This window comes from Paenisporosarcina sp. OV554 (assembly GCF_003058165.1).
Classification (GTDB): domain Bacteria; phylum Bacillota; class Bacilli; order Bacillales_A; family Planococcaceae; genus Paenisporosarcina.
The window spans coordinates 129,298-146,174 of sequence record NZ_QBUC01000010.1; the positions used below are offsets into that span (position 1 = coordinate 129,298).

At 36.3% G+C, this 16,877-nt stretch carries 14 protein-coding genes; 4 read left to right on the top strand and 10 right to left on the bottom strand.

The genetic code is table 11. The features are described 5' to 3' along the window. Positions 1-35 precede the first annotated feature (35 nt). The 10 genes from C8K15_RS10965 to C8K15_RS11010 all read right to left on the bottom strand — a co-directional run bounded on the left by C8K15_RS10965 (position 36) and on the right by C8K15_RS11010 (position 13,027). Entirely contained in the window at positions 36-866 is an 831-nt protein-coding gene (locus tag C8K15_RS10965; protein WP_108586450.1) for a cytochrome C assembly family protein, read from the bottom strand. A gap of 87 nt (positions 867-953) precedes the next feature. Then, positions 954-2,318, bottom strand: a complete 1,365-nt coding sequence (hemA, locus tag C8K15_RS10970; RefSeq protein ID WP_108586451.1) for a glutamyl-tRNA reductase — start codon at positions 2,316-2,318, stop codon at positions 954-956. Between the two features lie 711 nt (positions 2,319-3,029). Further along, the gene (yihA, locus tag C8K15_RS10975) at positions 3,030-3,620 is read right to left on the bottom strand and encodes a ribosome biogenesis GTP-binding protein YihA/YsxC (protein ID WP_024534339.1); all 591 of its coding nucleotides are present in this window, start codon (positions 3,618-3,620) and stop codon (positions 3,030-3,032) included. Beyond that, positions 3,617-5,947, bottom strand: a complete 2,331-nt coding sequence (lon, locus tag C8K15_RS10980; protein ID WP_108586452.1) for an endopeptidase La — start codon at positions 5,945-5,947, stop codon at positions 3,617-3,619. Before lon ends, yihA begins: the two co-directional genes overlap by 4 nt. Before the next feature lie 129 nt (positions 5,948-6,076). Then, on the bottom strand, positions 6,077-7,345 hold the full coding sequence (gene clpX, locus C8K15_RS10985) for an ATP-dependent protease ATP-binding subunit ClpX (RefSeq protein WP_108586453.1): 1,269 nt from the start codon (positions 7,343-7,345) through the stop codon (positions 6,077-6,079). 200 nt (positions 7,346-7,545) lie between these two features. Next, complete coding sequence (tig, locus tag C8K15_RS10990; RefSeq protein WP_108586454.1) at positions 7,546-8,832, bottom strand: trigger factor; 1,287 nt, start codon at positions 8,830-8,832, stop codon at positions 7,546-7,548. 101 nt (positions 8,833-8,933) lie between these two features. After that, positions 8,934-9,935, bottom strand: a complete 1,002-nt coding sequence (locus tag C8K15_RS10995; protein ID WP_108586455.1) for a hypothetical protein — start codon at positions 9,933-9,935, stop codon at positions 8,934-8,936. Between the two features lie 83 nt (positions 9,936-10,018). After that, entirely contained in the window at positions 10,019-11,254 is a 1,236-nt protein-coding gene (locus tag C8K15_RS11000; RefSeq protein ID WP_108586456.1) for an ATP-binding protein, read from the bottom strand. 154 nt (positions 11,255-11,408) lie between these two features. After that, the gene (locus tag C8K15_RS11005) at positions 11,409-12,335 is read right to left on the bottom strand and encodes an N-acetylmuramoyl-L-alanine amidase (RefSeq protein WP_158268298.1); all 927 of its coding nucleotides are present in this window, start codon (positions 12,333-12,335) and stop codon (positions 11,409-11,411) included. A 275-nt stretch (positions 12,336-12,610) separates the two neighbouring features. Next, positions 12,611-13,027: a phage holin family protein gene (locus tag C8K15_RS11010; RefSeq protein WP_255421107.1), complete on the bottom strand. Its 417-nt coding sequence runs from the start codon at positions 13,025-13,027 to the stop codon at positions 12,611-12,613. A gap of 566 nt (positions 13,028-13,593) precedes the next feature. On the opposite strand from C8K15_RS11010, the gene C8K15_RS11015 reads away from it, so the two are divergent. The 4 genes from C8K15_RS11015 (at position 13,594) to C8K15_RS11030 (ending at position 16,650) form a co-directional block, all read left to right on the top strand. Then, complete coding sequence (locus tag C8K15_RS11015; protein ID WP_108586458.1) at positions 13,594-13,815, top strand: hypothetical protein; 222 nt, start codon at positions 13,594-13,596, stop codon at positions 13,813-13,815. A gap of 609 nt (positions 13,816-14,424) precedes the next feature. Next, complete coding sequence (locus C8K15_RS11020; RefSeq protein ID WP_108586459.1) at positions 14,425-15,333, top strand: hypothetical protein; 909 nt, start codon at positions 14,425-14,427, stop codon at positions 15,331-15,333. Next, complete coding sequence (locus tag C8K15_RS11025; protein WP_108586460.1) at positions 15,333-15,539, top strand: hypothetical protein; 207 nt, start codon at positions 15,333-15,335, stop codon at positions 15,537-15,539. Before C8K15_RS11020 ends, C8K15_RS11025 begins: the two co-directional genes overlap by 1 nt. Positions 15,540-16,092: 553 nt before the next feature. After that, the gene (locus tag C8K15_RS11030; protein ID WP_108586461.1) at positions 16,093-16,650 is read left to right on the top strand and encodes a DUF6241 domain-containing protein; all 558 of its coding nucleotides are present in this window, start codon (positions 16,093-16,095) and stop codon (positions 16,648-16,650) included. Positions 16,651-16,877 lie beyond the last annotated feature (227 nt).

Here is a 16,877-nt window from a genome sequence, read left to right on the forward strand (position 1 = left end):
AATAGATAATACCCCACTTTAGATGTAGTTAAATTTTAATACCAAAAATGAAAGTCAGATAAACGACTTCCTAAAAAGAAGTTAATTAATACTAATAAGAAAGCATAGACATGTCCCCATGCGTAACTTGTTCCTTGCAGTGTGCCTTTTTGTCGCCGATAAAATAAGTAGCCATAAACAAATAATAAAACAAACGATCCGAAAATTTTCACGTCAGCCAATGAAAACTCATTAATCGAAACATACGCCCATTGCAGCCCAAGAATCAAACTGACCAAAAGAAATGGTATACCTGTGACAATTGATATCGTCATGCCTTTTTCTGTTTGATCAAGAGAAGGCAATTTGCCAAACTGTTTGGTCCATTTCTTTTTCTTTAATAATCGATACAAAATATGATATAGCGTTGAGAAGACGAACGATAACGAAAATGCCACATAAGACAATATGGCAAATGTAATATGGATAATTAACAGCTCAGAAAGAAGTGTTTCCCCTATTGGAGATTGTTCAATTTGAACTGGTCCGAATGTATGAATGGTGATAAAAATAAAGCCTATGACATTTAAGAAAAATACAGGTAGCATCACTCGATATGTAAGGTGAAGCACGATGGATAATGTAAGCATTAACCATGCATAAAAATAAATGCCTTCAAACAACGTCAAGATTGGAAAGCGCTTTGTTTCGACAATGTAAAGGATTAAAAAAACCGTCTGCAAGAGCCATACAGTGCCTATTAGCCAAAATGCAATACGCTTTGCTTTTGAATCCTTATCTAAATAATCTATGAAGTAAAATACAAGACTGATTCCGTAGAGGATAACCATTACTTCATGCAGCCTTGTCATGGTTATATCCGCCATACCTTGCCCCTTTTCGCATCAGACATAAAAAAGCGTTTTCGCATGTATAGTTTACCATACAGATACGAAAACGCCTCCTAACTTGAATTAATATGAATAGCGTGGATTAACAACTTTTTGTGCTTCTTCGACAACTTCCACTTGTTGTTTAGGAATTAACATTTGACGCTCTTTTTCTTGTTTTACTTCTTCTTCAATCCCAAAAATTTGTTGGAATAATTGCAGTTGTTCATGAGAATTTGAAGACGAAGCAAGTTCTTTTGCTTGTAGGATTGGTTCTTTTAATAATTGATTAATAATTGATTTCGTGTGCTTGCTCAAAATTTTTCGTTCACGATCTGTGAGTTCAGGCATTTTATTTTCAATGCTGACCATAGTATCCGTTTGAATTTGCAAAGCTTTTTGACGAAGAGCCGAAATGACAGGCACCACACCTAATGTACCAAGCCAGTCTTTAAATTGAACCAATTCTAGTTCAATCATCAGCATGATTTCATCTGCTGCACGTTGTCGTTCTGCTAAATTCGCTTCAACAATACCTTGTAGATCATCAATATCGTACAAGAACACATTTGCAAGGTCTCCAATGCGTGGATCTAAATCACGTGGAACCGCGATATCGACCATAAACAATGGTTTCCCTTTGCGAATACGTTCAACAAATTGCATTAACTCTAAATCAATGACAAAATCGGTCGAGCCTGTTGAACTAATTAGAATGTCAGCTTCTAGCAATGCACATTGTAGTTCTTGCATTGATTTAGCATGACCGTCAAATTGATCTGCAAGTAATTGAGCTTTTTCTAATGTACGATTAATAACGGTGATTTTACCTGCACCATTACTGTGAAGATTTTTAATCGCCAATTCACCCATTTTTCCAGCACCTAAAATGACAACATGTTTGTTTTTCAAAGAACCAAAAATTTTCTTCGCCAGTTCAACTGCTGCATAGGAAACAGAAACCGCGTTTTCACCGATAGCTGTTTCTGAATGAGCTCGCTTAGCAAGTGTAATGGATTGTTTAAACAATTGATTAAACACCGTTCCAGTTGTTCCTCGTTCTTGACCATCTAAGAAACTTTTACGTACTTGTCCAAGAATTTGCGTTTCTCCCAGTACCATCGAATCAATTCCTGCAGTCAATCGGAATAAATGCTCTCTTGCTCCATCATTTTCATAAATGAATAAGTAAGATGAGAACGATTCCATCGATATATTGAACCAATTGGCAAGGAATTGTTTTATATAATAACGTCCAGTATGTAACTGATCGACAATCGCATAGATTTCGGTCCGGTTACATGTCGAGACTATTACATTTTCTAATATGCTTTTTTGCTCTTGTAAAGCTCGCATCGCCTGCGGTAAATCAGACTCTACGAAGGACAATCGTTCGCGAATCTCTACCGGCGCTGTACGATAATTCACACCCACTACGATGGTATGCATGGCTCCATGACACCTCTCACGTTCTATTTCATGCCTCTAATTATAGCATAGCCATTGTTAAAACAAGTTTCAAAATGTGAACAAGCTATGAAATCAAGGCAGATTGTATGCTACTTTATAATAATTACAAAGTAAGTGTAACAAATCGTCGAAAAAGACACAATTGTTTTGCTCTTATACAGAATTGTCTGTGAATAGCGTCAAATCGGTTTATGTTTTATTGCTTTACGATTTTGGTTGAATGTCTTTAGCTATGGATTTATTTCCTTTCGCGACAAATTACGTCTTGCATTAACTTTTTTCTGTCTACTCATTATTGTTTTTCATCCACTCATGGGCCGTTTCATCCATTTACTCAAAGTTTTCATCCATTCACCTTACCTTTTCAACCACTCAGGCAACTTTTTCAACCACTCGCGCGAGGTTTTCATCCATTCGCTTGGAGAAAGACAACAATCCTCTCGAGAAGTACATCCGATTTCTATGCAAAAAACCATAAAGACGATTTTACTTTTATATCCACTATCGTAATAATTTCATCTATTCAGGTAATGTTTTCATCCATTCGCGCAACCTTTTCAACCAATCATGCAACTTTTTCATCCATTCGCTTTTAGAAAGACAGCAATCGTATCGAGAAGGCAATCAACAGAATAAATCCATAAAAAAACTCTCTAAAAAGCGAAATGCTTCTAAGAGAGTTTGTCCATTTTATTCAAGTGTCATACGGCGCTCGATTTCTGCCCATGCTGCATCAAAGCCAAGTCCAGTTTCAGATGAAAACACAATCATTGTGTCATGTGCTTCCATATCGAGTTCATCACGTACCATTTTTTTATGTTTTTCCCATTTACCTTTAGGAATCTTATCCGCTTTTGTAGCGATTACGATACACGGAATTTGATGGTACTTTAAGAAGTCGTACATCATACAATCATCATCTGAAGGTGGATGACGTAAATCCACAATTTGAATGACGGCTTTTAGTAAATCGCGACCCGTCACATATTCTTCTATCATTCTACTCCATGCTTCACGAGAGCTTTTCGATACTTTTGCATAGCCGTATCCAGGAACGTCAACGAAAAAAAGTTTCTCTTCTATTTTGTAGAAGTTTAATGTTTGTGTTTTACCTGGTTTTGACGAAATACGTGCCATACTCTTGCGGCCTATCATTTTATTAATAAATGACGATTTTCCTACATTAGAACGACCGGCCAAAGCAAACTCCGGAAAACCATCTTCCGGATATTGCGCTGGACGTACTGCACTTATAACTAACTCAACGTTATGAACCTTCATTGCTCACTTCCTCCTTCTAGTGCTATTTCTAGCACTTCGTCAGCATGCGAGACAAATTTAAACGTTAAGACATCACGCACGCTTTCGGGTATTTCTTCTATATCTCGTTCATTTTCTTTCGGTACAATAATTGTTGTCAAGCCGGCACGATGGGCACCTAATGATTTTTCTTTAAGACCGCCGATCGGTAACACACGGCCACGTAATGTGATTTCACCGGTCATGCCCACTTCACGACGAATTGGTCGCTTAGACAAAGCAGACACCAGTGCAGTAGCAATTGCGATTCCTGCAGAAGGACCATCTTTAGGTACAGCGCCTTCAGGTACGTGAATATGAATGTCATGTACTTCATGGAAATTAGCATCAAGACCTAGGCTTTCTGTTTTAGAACGAACAAATGAAAGTGCTGTTTGTGCAGATTCTTTCATGACGTCGCCTAATTTACCAGTCAAAATCAACTTACCTTTACCAGGTGTTAAGGACACTTCAATTTGAAGCGTGTCTCCTCCAACAGAGGTATAAGCCAATCCTGTAGAGACACCAATTTGGTTTGTGGTTTCGGCTTGTCCATAACGGAATTTGTGTTTCCCGATTAGATCTTCTAAAGATTCTGCCTTAATTATAATTCGCTTTTTATCACTTGAAACCACTTGTTTTGCCACTTTGCGACAAATCGATCCAATTTGGCGTTCTAAACTACGGACGCCCGCTTCACGTGTGTAATAACGAATTAAATCACGGATGGCATCGTCTCGAAGTTGCATCATCGATTTTGTTAAACCGTGCTCTTTTAATTGCTTAGGCAATAAATGATTTTTTGCAATCATTTGCTTTTCAATTTCGGTATAACCCGCAATCGAAATAATTTCCATTCGGTCACGAAGTGGTCCGGGAATGGTGCTTAAATCGTTTGCTGTTGCAATAAATAGCACGTTGGATAAGTCATAGGTTTCTTCGATGTAATGGTCGCTGAAATTATGGTTTTGCTCCGGATCTAATACTTCAAGCATAGCTGAAGATGGATCTCCACGGAAATCATTCGACATTTTATCGATTTCATCAAGTAAGAAAACAGGATTGATTTTCCCCGCTTTTTTCATACCTTGAATAATGCGCCCAGGCATAGCTCCTACATAGGTTCTACGGTGCCCACGAATCTCAGATTCATCACGAACTCCACCTAATGAAATACGTACGAATTTACGTCCAAGCGACTCTGCAATAGAACGAGCCAGTGATGTTTTACCGACTCCTGGAGGCCCTGCTAAACATAGAATCGGACCACGAAGCGAGTTTGTCAATTGACGCACGGCTAAGTATTCAAGTACTCGTTCTTTTACTGATTCAAGACCATCATGATCACGGTTTAAAATTGTTTCTGCACGTTTAATGTCCATATGATCTGCCGTTGATTCTGTCCAAGGGAGGGCAACTAGCCAATCGATATAGTTACGAATGACACCACTTTCAGCAGCTGCTGCAGGCAGTTTCTCATAGCGGTCTAACTCTTTTAGCGCCACTTTCATCGTAGATTCAGGCATTCCTGACTTATCAATCAACTTGCGTAGATCTGAAACTTCGCCAGTTTTTCCTTCTCTATCACCAAGTTCGGTTTGGATGGCTTTCATTTGTTCACGTAAATAAAATTCTTTTTGTGTACGCTCCATCGCTTGTTTAACACGTGCAGATATTTTCTTTTCCATATCCAACACTTCTTGCTCATTATGCAAGCGATTTACTAACCATTCTAAGCGAGTCTTCACGTCAAAAATTTCTAATACTTCTTGCTTGGCACTCATCTTTAAAGGTAAGTATGAAGCAACCATGTCCGCTAAGCGACCAGGTTCTTCAATATCTGAAACTGTATCATACGTTTCGGTTGTTACTTTTTTCGATACTTTCGAATACTTTTCAAAATATTGAAGCAGTAACCTCATGAGTGCTTCATGTTCAGGAGTTTTTTCAATTTCATCTTTTGAAGAAGTGGTTTTGACTGTCGCGTACTTGTCACCTTCTGTATAACCAGACCACGTGGCGCGCTCAAGGCCTTCAACTAATACACGAATCGTTCCATTCGGCAGTTTAATCATTTGATTTACATTGGCTAATGTACCGACGCCATATAAATCATCTTCGTCTGGAGTTTCGACATTCATTTCTTTTTGAGTCGCCAAAAAGACCTTGTTATCTGACAACAAAGCTTGTTCTAAGGCAGCAACAGAACGTTCACGGCCTACATCAATATGTAGCACCATTGTCGGGAACACTAATAAACCGCGTAAAGGTAATAATGGAACAATTTTTTCTTCACTTTTCTTTGTCATGTGGAAAATCACCTCAATCCAATTTTGTCCGATTAATCCTAAAATCAAACATATGTAAGAAAAAGCTGACATCCGAGCTGCGCGTATGCATACGCACGTTCGAAGCCAGCTTTTCCAATTCAACAATACTTACGCTGAAGTTTTTTCGTCGTTTTGATTTAATACAGTTCCATCTTCTAATACTAATTTTGGATGTGAAGAGTCAGTAACTGTTTCTTTTGTAATCACACATTCAACAATATCTTCGCGTGAAGGCAATTCATACATAACTTCTAACATCAACGATTCAATAATAGAACGAAGTCCACGTGCACCTGTTTTACGAATAATTGCTAGTTTTGCAATTTCAACTAACGCTTCATCTTCAAATGTTAATTTCACATTATCCAATTCAATCATTTTTTGATATTGCTTCACTAATGCATTTTTAGGTTCAGTTAAAATTCGAACTAAAGCATTCTCACTTAACTGCTCTAAGCTTGCCAATACTGGTAAACGGCCAATAAACTCTGGAATTAATCCGAATTTCAATAAATCTTCAGGAATCAATTGTGATAATAAAGAAGATTCTTCTAAATCTTTTTTGTTTGGATCTGAACCAAAGCCAATCACTTTTTGTCCTAAACGACGTTTAATAATCTGGTCGATTCCATCAAATGCTCCACCAACGATGAACAAAATATTCGTTGTGTCGATTTGAATGAATTCTTGATGAGGATGCTTACGTCCACCTTGAGGAGGAACGCTTGCAACAGTACCTTCTAAAATTTTCAGAAGAGCTTGTTGTACTCCTTCACCAGATACATCACGAGTAATTGATGGATTCTCTGATTTACGAGCTACTTTATCGATTTCATCGATGTAAATAATGCCTTTTTCAGCTTTTTCTACATCATAATCTGCCGATTGGATTAATTTAAGAAGGATGTTTTCAACATCTTCCCCAACATATCCCGCTTCAGTAAGAGACGTTGCATCTGCAATAGCAAAAGGAACATTCAAAATACGTGCAAGTGTTTGAGCAAGTAATGTTTTACCACTACCTGTTGGACCCAAAATCACGATATTTGATTTAGACAATTCGACATCATCAATTTTACTATTTGAATTTATACGTTTGTAGTGATTGTAAACGGCAACTGCAAGAGATTTTTTTGCTCTCTCTTGTCCGATTACATAATCATCTAAGATGGAAAGGATTTCTTTCGGTTTTGGAACTTCTTTAAACTCAGTTTCTTCTTCTGTACCGAGTTCTTCTTCTACGATTTCTGTACATAACTCTATACATTCGTCGCAAATATATACACCAGGTCCTGCGACCAGTTTACGTACTTGCTCTTGGGATTTTCCACAGAAGGAACACTTTAAATTCCCTTTTTCGTCATTAAACTTGAACAAAATATTCACCCCTATTCAATACAGAATCTTACAAGATTCTTATTGTAGAATCAACTAATAAGATTTAAAGAAAACTCAAATTAAATTTCAGTCGCTTATGTACTTTATGGTTTAATCACCAATCGTTATCTATGTATTAGAGAAAACAAGACACGGGCTTATTGTCCGTGCCTTGTTTCCAAGTAGATCTTACTTAAAATTCATTTTGAGATTTTAGCGTTTTCAACTAAGAAATCAATTGTTTTTTGCATACGAAGATCGTTTTCTAATGCACCAGTTCCACCAAGAGCTGTGCGGATTTGATCAGCAGTCATGTTGAATTGACCAGACATTTTTTCGATTTCGCTGTTGATTTCTTCTTCTGAAGCAGTAATGCCTTCAGCATCAGAGATAGCTTCAAGTGTTAAAGAAACTTTCACACGCTTTTGAGCATCTTCAATCATTTGAGTACGAAGAGCTTTTTCATCTTGACCTGAGAATTGGTAGTAAAGGTCAAGATTCATGCCTTGTGAAGTCAAACGTTGAGTGAAGTCATTTAACATACGGTCTACTTCTGCATCGATCATAGCTTGTGGAATGTCGATAGTTGCATTGTCTGCAGCTTTTTCAACTAGCTCATCTTTTACTGCAGTTTCAGCTGCATTTTTCTTGTCTTCAGTTGTTTTTTCTTTTAATTTCGTACGAAGTGCATCGATACCTTCAACTTCGCTATCGATTTCTTTCGCTAGTTCATCATTTAATTCAGGAAGTTCTTTTCCTTTTACTTCTTTCACTGTTACTTTGAAAGTAGCTTCTTTACCAGCAAGTTCAGCTGCATGGTATTCTTCAGGGAAAGTTACAACTACATCTTTTTGTTCACCAGTTTTTAAACCGATTAGTTGTTCTTCGAAACCTGGGATGAATGAACCAGAACCAATTTCAAGTGAGTGGTCTTCACCAGCTCCGCCTTCAAATGCTTCTTCACCTAAGAATCCTTCGAAATCGATAACAGCTGTATCGCCTTCAACGATTGCTTCTTCTTCTTTAACGACTAACTCAGCTAAACGAGTTTGTTGTTCTTTCAGTTGAGCTTCGATTTCTTCATCTGTAACGTCAGTTTCTTGTTTAGAAATTTCAAGACCTTTGTAGTCTCCAAGAGTTACTTCAGGACGTACAGTTACTGTAGCTGTGAAAATCAAGTTTTCACCTTGCTCCATTTTTACGATGTCGATTTCTGGACGATCAACAGGATCAATTCCAGCTTCATCTACTGCTGCTGCGTATGCATCAGGAAGGATAAAGTCTAAAGCATCTTGGTATAAAGATTCAGTACCAAAACGTTGTTCGAACATTTTACGTGGCATTTTCCCTTTACGGAAACCTGGTACGTTTATTTCTTTTACAACCTTTTTGAAAGCTTTGTCTAAACCGTCTTTAACTTTAACTTCTTCCACTTCTACTGTTAAAACGCCTGTGTTACCTTCTTGTTTTTCCCATTTCACTGACATATATTCAACCTCCATCATTAAATTCACTTGTTATAATCATTCTTATCTATGATTTTGACAACCATTCTAGTATATCACACCTAGCGATACTTTCAACTTATTTACATGCTACGCATTTCGAACTGAATGTCTATCTTCCGGATTAACTCGTTTAATTCTCCTTCGCACGGTACATCTTCCCCTAACATTGCCCCTACATAATCTATGTATGCTAATGATACTTCTTGTTCATCGTAGGTAAACCATTCGAAAGGATAGGTTGCAAAAGAGTGACGGATAATCAAGTCATGAACCATCTCAAGTTTGGTTGGATTCTGTAATAACTCTTCACCAGTAATACTTAAAACAGATTCTACTTTTGAAGTTTGTGTAGGATCAGGTAAACCTTTTGGAGTAATATTCGCTTGGAAACCGAACTTTTCTACTTTCAGAGTTCTTTCGATACCTTTATGAACCATCAATAGTAAGGCAAAAGATTTGGTAATCGGCGATATTAATCCATCTTCAATAATTGCGGTTAGTTCATTTTCAATAGGAGTTAAATCTTCTCCGTCTAGTTCCACCAAAAGTTGTTGTTGTTTATCTTCCGGAAAGTTTGAAAAAGTTTCGTACTGAAAAAGAGTTGCATCAATTTGATTATTGTGAGGTACATCTTCTACCCACAATTCATCTTTTTGTTTAGCAACACGTTCATTTAATTTTAGCAGCTGGTTAAAACTCTCCTCTTTTTCAGGAGGGATAATACCTTCTTCAAGCAATGAATTAACGATTTTCGTAACTTCAGTGAACTGACGGAGTTCCATTAATATGGTTACATACAGTTCCATGGTTTCGAAGTAATAGGTCGGGCCTAACTTCAACAATTCTTCGCATATAACTCGAGCTTCTTGAAATTCTCGAATCTCATACAATGAATATGCATACACGCCAAGTGTTTGTTCATCAGCTTCTCTATAAGTCATCGCTTGTCTAATTGAATCCACTGCTAAATCATATTGAAAATCTTCAGCATATTTCAGTCCTTCAGATATCAGCCTGTCCACCATTCCCGGAAAGACAATGATGTTTTCTTTAGTTTGAAGCTTTCCGTACTTTTTTCGCAATGTGGATTCCGCCTTTCTCTTGAGAATATAGTAGCACAAAATGAAAAAAGGATGCGCGTGTGAGCACATCCTTTTTCATTTTGTTATACAGGAATTGTAATCGTGAAAGTCGTCCCTAGTCCCTTTTTACTGTCTACTTCAATGCTACCGTTCACTTTACTTATCATTCCGTATACCATGAGCAAACCTAGGCCTGTTCCTTCTTTTTTCGTCGAGTAATATGGCTTGCCTAACTGTAATACTTCATCTTTCATCATGCCTATACCCTCGTCTGTGATCAATATAACAATATTACGTTCTTGTTCTGATACATCAATACAAAGCGTACCCCCCATACCTTTCATCGCTTCAATGCCATTTTTAAATAAGTTGATTAAACATTGTTGCATTTGATTTTTATCATACTTAATAAGCGATGTATTGTTGAAATGGCAATCGATATTCACTAGATTCATCTTAGCGTATGGAGTTAAAATATTTTTCACATACACTACCTCTTCTTGTAAGTTGGAGTAAACCATATTTTCCGACTGGGGTTTCCCATAAGCTAGAAAATCGCTGACAATTTTTTCAGCACGCTCTAATTCTTTTAACGAGTAATCAACATAAATTTTTTCATCTTCAGAAATCGTTTTTGAATTTTTTAACAGCTGCAAAAACCCATTGGTAACTGTCAATGGATTCCTGATTTCATGTGACACACTTGCGGAAAGTTCACTCATTACATGCATTCGTTCTATATGAAGAAAACTTTCTCGATTTTTAATATTCAAGATTACCTTTTCAATCATCAACATATTTAAAATAATGACAAATACGTGAGTCGTAATTGAATATAAAGAAAGCTCCCAAAATTCATATGTAAGTTCTTCAAAAAATGTGCTGAGAGTCGTTAAATATAAAACCATCGTAAATAAAACTGCAGCGACCCCAGTAGCAATTCGTTTATGTGAATTGAACTTAATAAACTTCCCATGTAGAAATGGAATAATCAACAATATAGCAGTTGAGAAAAGCAGAGATTGTATAACACCATCGCCACCAATGATAAATCGGTAAACATTTAATATGATGAACAGCGGTAACACTTTTATATAACCGCCATATAGAGCCCATATAATGAATGGAATATAACGTAAATCAAATATAAAACCAATTTGAAGTTGTATTGGATAAACCATACACAGAATCATTGAGATTGAAGAGAAACTAATAAAAAATGAAGTGTTGAAAGCCTTTCTACTATTATCAAAAAATATAACAATTAAAGTTAAAGGGAAAATTAAAAATAATATATTCAATAACAAAGTTTCAAACATCGGAATATCCCCCACTCACCAAGTCCATTTAATATTATGTAGAATTATACTTCTTTTTGTCGATTCGTGTCGTGATTTGATAGAAAATAACTTCACATAATCCTTAATAATGAAAATAAAACTTCGCCCCACTCAGTGAGCCAGGGCTAAATATTCAAGATTCAATAATATAAACAGAATACCCAATACTTTTCAGTTCTTTTGCTAAACGTTCAGCATGTTCTTTGTCGCTGAAGACTCCTACTTGAACTGTATATAGTGTCCCTTTTGGTGGAGTTGTTTTAGGGATAGGTTTAGGCTTTACTGCGTTCTCCAGTTTAGCTTTAGTGGCCGGTCCGTATAAACCATCTACCAGTAGTCCATTTGAAGTTTTGAATGCCTTTACCGCATTTTCTGTAATAGGTCCAAAATTTGAATCTGCATCCAACTTAAATCCTACTTTAATCAGGTTTTCTTGAAGTTGTTTTACTTCTTTACCCGTATCTCCAATACTTAAATAGTTTTTTACTGCAACTTTTAATTTCAACCCAAAATATTGAACTAACCCCGCCGCAATCGCTTCTCCATGTGCTTCGAGTTTAGAGTTATCACGCATTACATTGATGTCGATATATGAATCCATAAAGCCCCCCTCAATCAAAATGGCAGGCATAGATGTTTCTCGTAAAACATGGAAGTTCTGCTTTTTCAACCCGCGGTCTTGTATTCCAACTGCCTTTACGACTAATGGATGAATAACCTTGGCAATCTCTTCTGATTTCGGATTCGCTTGTGGATGATCATACGTATATATTTCAATACCTGTCCACGGACCCCAAGTACCCGTATTTGCATTGTGATGGCATGCGATATAGACGTCTGCATTAAAAGCATTCGCTTTATTTGTACGATCATTTAACGATATATCCGTTTTACCTGTCGGATCATCAACTCGCAAAATATCAACGTTCTCGTATTCACGAAGTTTATTGATTGCTGCAAGGACAACTTTATCATTAAAGCTCCATTCACTTTCTCCACTTGGTGTTCGTTTGCCAGGAGTACTTAGTCCATGTCCTGCGTCTAATACTATTTTAACCATTACTTTTTCACCCCATTTCTTTTGGAGATTGTCCATAAATAAACTTTCAAGAGACGATAGAAAGTGATTAGTGGGAGTTCCTCCAATTATTCTTCTTAAGAGTAAGGTATTCAGCCGAATCTATTAAACCTGAGTAAATTTCTAATAAACCAGAAAACAAATAGACCCAGCCGCCCAAAACGGCTAGCTGAGTAGAATTAATTTGGTGCCACTTTCACTCCTAAACCACAATAGAAAATTAGTCAACATACCAAGAGCGTTAAAGGACTTAGCAATCATTCTTTTTTGTTTGGTGGCTCTTCTTCCTTTGCTATTTGATCAATATATTTAGTAATTGCTTTGGGAATCGGAACACCGATTTGATTAAGGTTTTCTATAATTGATAAACCTTCCATTCCAATATAGAAATAGATGGCGATAGTCTTGAACACAGGAACTTCTGAGATAGTTAACATATCTAACCAATTGGCTAGAATAATAACTAACATAATGGTGGCTTTTTTCAAGAATCCTTTATAGCCGATCTCAGATGTAAGTTTTCTTTTGATGAGTGCATTGATAATACCAGTAGCAATATCAATTAGCATAAAGACTGCTAGTATTGTCAGTAACAATTGCCATCCTCCTATTAAAAATAAGAACCATGTTCCTAGAACTGAAATAGCAAATATGATTTTTTCTATGATAAACACCTCCTTTAAATAAAAAAATCCCTCTTTTTGAAGGATAGGAGAGTGTATTACCAATTATCTCGATAGTTACAGCAGTAATGTATTTATCCAACTTAATCCTGGTGGATACATTTTTCGGTCTAGATCTCTCCCTATACTATCCTTCAAGTCAGTATATGAAGCCGATTCTATTATTGACTCTATTATTTCTGTTTCAAACTCAAGAATATATGTTTGGATAATTATTATATGGTCCAAAATTAATAATTTCCAAATAAAAAATCTTCAAACTCAAAGTGAAATCCTTTTTGAATTTGAAGGTTATTTGATGTTCTGTTGCAGAATCATTAATTAAATGGACTTCTAAAAAAGAAACGCAAAAATCGATTTTTATGTACTTCTGAGTTTAGCATTACAATACTTTCATCCCGCATAAATGGAGGAACTTTCGAGTTTAAAACAGGGTCGCAAAAGTGATGGTATAATAGGCTAATCAGTTAAATTAGGAAGTCATGAGTCTAATTAAAAGGAAGGTATCCGAAACTTCTTCTGTGATTAATTTCGGAATCAATATCGGAGGTGTTAATATGAATAAAAAATGGACTATTGAAAATATTAGTGAATATGTTAAGAAGAATTCAGGTTGTGAATTACTTTCTACTGAGTATCGAGGATTCTCGCAAAAACTACTGTTTAAATGTTCATGTGGAAATAATTTCGAAAAGACTTTAACTAAATTCAAAGCAAGTAATCAGAAAAAATGTTCAAGTTGTTTAGAACCTAGAACTTCAAGAACTTCAAAAAAGTAATATTCATATTACTATGGGCGTATCTTTTAAAAAAGATACGCTCATTCTTTTTGCCATAAAAAGCCTTTTAATCGACTAGATTAGAAGGCTTTTTCGACCTGCTTTTTTCATTACTTTCCAGGAGGCCGTTTTAGGCTTATCCCGTCCGTAATCTCTTTCATTATGGGAGAAAATTATTTTCGTTTACAAACTTTTGATCAAAGTCGAATACCAGCCTTTGTATGATACCGATTTTCATCAACACTTCCTCCTAAATCAGATTCTCTCTTTCAATAGGAACAATCGATGAAATATATAGATTTAAACCTAAGTTTAATAAATTCTAATGAATATGATAATTATAGGGACATTAATTTCTATCTGAAGCGCTAGCGGGTTAAACAGAAGTCCTATGAAACAAAAGGGTTTCTACGCACAACAGATGTGATGGAACTCTAGTGAAAATGAAAGGAACATGAATAATGATAAAAAAGGACAAAGTTCAAAACTACCAATATGTTTTTTTAATTAAAATTGATCAATACCCAATCTTATTTAAGAATAGTAAAGAATTTGATGAAGATTTGGTATTCAGCAGACATTTTTCTCAGCGAATAATAGGTGATGTAAATGGCTGAATTACCAATCGTTTTTGTTGACGACTTTTCAGGGTCAACGGATTCTATTAAAATACAAGCTGCTATTAATTTTGCACAAACGAATAATAAAAAAGTGGTATTAAGTGGCAATAAAACGTATTCCTTGACTACGCCAATTGTCATTAAGAAAGGCGTTGAATTGCGGGCAAGTCGGTTGACACAATATACTGTCCAAGGAAATTTCCGTGTATTTGAACTTCAGCAAAATGCATCTCTAGTAGGTGGTTTCATTACAATTAATAGCTCCAGCTACACCTCTGACGTTATTTTCTTGGATGGAAAATATCAATATGAGAAGACGAATGTGAAGGATTTGTATTTGACCAATTGGTCTGGAAAAGTTGGAGGCACAGCTATAAAGCTTTATTCAGGTGCAAACGGAAGCAAGATTCAATATATCAATTTCGAAAACATCTCTATCTCAAGATTTTCAAAAGGTATTTTTTTACAAGCCGTGAAACCTGCATCTGGTGAGGCATGGGTGAATGCAAATCGATTCGATAAAATTACCATCGATGGTTGTACAGATATGATTGTGCTAGACTCAGCAAAACAACCTCCGAATGAATGTTCAGGCAATGTGTTTAGCAATCTTCAAATTCAACCTTCGAGTGATACAACTAAACTGTTTACCATTACTGGAACAGGAAATCAGTTTGACGGAATGTGTTGGGATTTACATTTCATCACACATACAAATCCAGTGGTTGAATTCAAACTTGCAAGTGCAGGCAATCAATTCAGATTGGGCCTTCCGTATAATCGAATCGTCAATAATGGGGATAATAGCAATAGCAAAGGAAGAGATATTTTACCATTAACAACGAGCGATCCAACAACGCCTACCATTGGTCAAATCTGGTTACGGGTTGATTTATAATGGCCACACCAATCACCTACCAAAAAATCCAAACAGCTCGTGGTATACTTCGAATTCCAATTTACAAAGTCACTGATGTGACAGATTCTTCTTTTCGCATTTATACTGCAAAAGGAATTGGCTGCTATGACTTAATAATGCCGTCTAGTGCGACTCCATTACGGGTCATGACAGCTCACGGAATAAGAGGAGTAAGAACGATTTAGAAAGAAAATTGTTGTGAATTATTAAAAAAACAAGAAATAGGTAGAAAATAAAAATCCAGCAGCGAATATCGTTGCTGGATTTTCTTTATATGAGAATGCTTAGGACAACCCAAAACTACATCAGAGTATATTCAAGCGACTAGCCGAGTAGGCTTAGGTGGATTAACACGTCTTGCTGACAATGAAAAACTATATCCAATTATTTTAAGGGCTTTAGAAAATATGAGCCATTGTTCTTCTGATCCTATTTGTTCCGATGGTGATTTTGAATATATGACCAACGTCTTTCGAGGTTATAATTCCATAAGTAAATACAGTTTTATTAACTCAATTTGAGTAAAGATTCAGTAGCTCTTGTCAGCCAGAATTAGTTGGAATATAACACCAATTAACAAGATGATTGGAGTTGATACATATTGGAAAAAATGACTATAGATTTACAATTATTAGCTGACGTACTCCGAGAAAATAATTGTACGAGTTTAATAAGCGCAATCGCTGAAAGAGATTACCAAATAGCTCAGGTGCTTGATGTCCTAATTTTGGAGGATTTATGAGGAAAATCTTCGCAACATTTAAAACTACCAAGATTCAAAAAGCTGCTATTGTGGTTGCTTGTATCGGATTTTTCAGCATTTTGATTTACATGAAAGTGGAACCAGATTTGCCTGTATTTCTAAAAAAAGATGTAACGATTGCCGAAGATGGCGGAGCAATAATTGAAGTTGAGGAAAGTTTAAGTGTTATCGAAGGAGAATTTCCTCTAACCATGAATGATTATGAAGTAGGAGAAGCGATTCACGCTATGTCCCATCAGAAGGTCATATCAAAAGACGATGAAAAATGGGGAGCAAAAATACCATTAACTCAAGAGCGTGTAAAAAGATTGATTGAGGTAGTTGAAACTCGTCAACATGACCTTGAATTTGAGAATGAATCGCTATATTTTGAAATTCTAAATCGTTGGTCTGACAATGACTTTTCACAAGCTGCACGAGACCACAACCACATTTGGTACAATCAAGGTGGCACCATTGGTGAAGCTACTGGAATTATGAGCCCCGAACAGGAAATGGATTACATTAAAGCCAATTACGATGTGAATGAATAAATAAAGGAGATTCCCTAATCGGAATCTCTCAGGTTGTAGACAAAAGGGTTTCGGAATGTGTTCATTCCGAAACCCTTTTGTCATTTTTATTGAATTTGAGGCAATTATTGAGGAAAGTAGACCTCTCCGAGGATTATTTATGCCATTTTCGGAGCTCGCCATGTCCAGCTGGCGAGTTTTTTTAAATTCATGGCAGCGAAAGTAAGCATCGCCTGCATCGACAATTT